Genomic DNA, 1,976 nt, shown 5'->3' on the forward strand with positions numbered 1-1,976 from the left:
AGTCGTGCTCGAAGCGGTCCTCGTCGCCGCGCAGGCTGAAATCGCCCGCCGCCGCGGCACCGGCCAGGCGCTTGATCTCGGCATTGATCGCCGACAGGCTGGCCTTGGTTTCGTCCATCGCCTGGGTGATGGCGGCCTTCTCCCCGGGCAGGCGGTCCATGTCCACCGACAGGTCGCCGCGCGCATAGCGCTTCATGACCTCGATGACCCGCAGCTTCACGTCGATGTGCTGGCCCACCAGCGCATTGCTTTCCTCGATCATGCGCCGGTAATCGCCGGCGAAAGGCGAGGCGTCGATGCGGTAGCTGATGGTGCCGGCCTCGTGCTGCCGGGCCATCTCACCCTGCGCGGCGATGACCGACTGCACCTGGCGCTGCATGTGCTGCATGGCGCGCAGCAGATCGGCGACTTCGTCCTTGCCGGACACGTCGATGCTGTTGTCCAGGCGACCGCCGGCGATGCCGTTGGCCACACCTACCGCGATGCCCAGCGGCCGGGTCAGGCTGCGGGTGATCAGCAGGGCCAGCAGTGCGCCGAGCACGAGGCTCAGCAGGCCGATGCCGAGCGACAACTTGCCGGTCCAGCTCTCGATGGCGTTGTATTCGTCGCTGCTCTTGCGGGTCAGTACTTCCTGGTGCTTGAGCAGGGCCGACAAGGTGTCGTTCCAGGCGATGGCGCGGGATGCCTGTTCGGTGAGCAGGACCTGGACCGCAGCGTCGAAATCGCCGGCTTCCATGAAACCGTCCAGCGCCTTGGTCGATGCGGAGGCGGCACTGCGCGCTGCTTCGATCTCGGCGACCATGCGGTCGCCGACGGCATCGCGGGGAATCTTGACGTACCGCTGCCAGATCTCGTCGTACCTGCCGGCGAGCGTGTGGAGCTGCGCCTGGTCCTGCGCGAAGCCGTCGCCGCGCTTGAGCAGCATCAGCCGGCGATCGCGGATGACGGCGTTGTTGATGTCGAGCATGTCGTTCAACAGGCGCATCTTCACCATGTTGACGTTGGTCAGGTACTGGAACTGATCCGACTTGAGCCTGTTTCCATACAGAACAACGGCCAGGATCGCGGCGATGAGCAGCAGCACCAGTCCGAAGCCGATAGCCAGCCGCGAACCAACCTTCAGATTCCTCAACGTATCCATGTCATTCCTTTGGTTTGGGTTTGGGTTTGCTGTCGATGGCGGCGTCGGCACCGGTTTCTCTGGCAGGTCGCGCTTGAAACCATGGTGGATCGGGCCGGCATCATGGGGTCATTCGGGATTCAACCTTCATCGATCAAGGGATAACGGAAGACTTCGGGAACAACGCTTGCTACAGGAACTCCGCCCCTGGACAAGGGCGGCGCGGATCAGAACTCCTGCCAGTCGCCCACCTCGGCGGTTGCCGTCTCGCGGGACCGGAGAGATGCCTTTGGACGCGGTGGCGTGGGTTGGGCCGCGGAGCGCGGGGATGCCTTGCGGGCGCCTGGCACGGCCGCGATGGCATGGGTCCGGAATTCCGCCACCGCGCCCGCCAGCAGGCTGGCCTGCTCCTCCATCGAACGCGCCGCGGCGGTGGCTTCCTCCACCAGGGCGGCGTTCTGCTGGGTGGTCTCGTCCATCTGCATCACGGTCTGGTTGACCTGCTCGATGCCGGCGCTCTGCTCCTGCGAGGCGGCGGAGATCTCGGCCATGATGTCGGTCACCCGTTGCACCGAGGTGACGATCTCACCCATGGTCGTACCGGCCTGGTGCACCAGCTGCGAGCCCTCGGAGACCTTGCCGACCGAGTTCTCGATCAGGTCCTTGATCTCCTTGGCGGCGCCCGCCGAACGCTGGGCGAGGGTACGCACTTCCGAGGCGACCACGGCAAAGCCGCGGCCCTGCTCGCCGGCGCGTGCGGCTTCCACCGCCGCGTTCAAGGCCAGGATGTTGGTCTGGAAGGCGATGCCGTCGATGACGCTGATGATGTCGGCGATCTTCTTCGACGAGGCCTCGA

2 protein-coding genes are annotated in these 1,976 nt (G+C 65.5%); both read right to left on the reverse strand.

Features of this window, described 5'->3' with window-relative positions:
* Positions 1–1,141: MCP four helix bundle domain-containing protein (locus tag WBG82_RS08165; RefSeq protein ID WP_424423565.1), on the reverse strand; the 1,141-nt coding region annotated here is incomplete at its 3' end.
* Between the two features lie 206 nt (positions 1,142–1,347).
* A partial coding sequence (locus tag WBG82_RS08170; RefSeq protein ID WP_424423568.1) for a methyl-accepting chemotaxis protein occupies positions 1,348–1,976 on the reverse strand: 629 nt, incomplete at its 5' end.

It is taken from the genome of Parvibaculum sp. (genome assembly GCF_049671045.1).
Taxonomy (GTDB): domain Bacteria; phylum Pseudomonadota; class Alphaproteobacteria; order Parvibaculales; family Parvibaculaceae; genus Parvibaculum.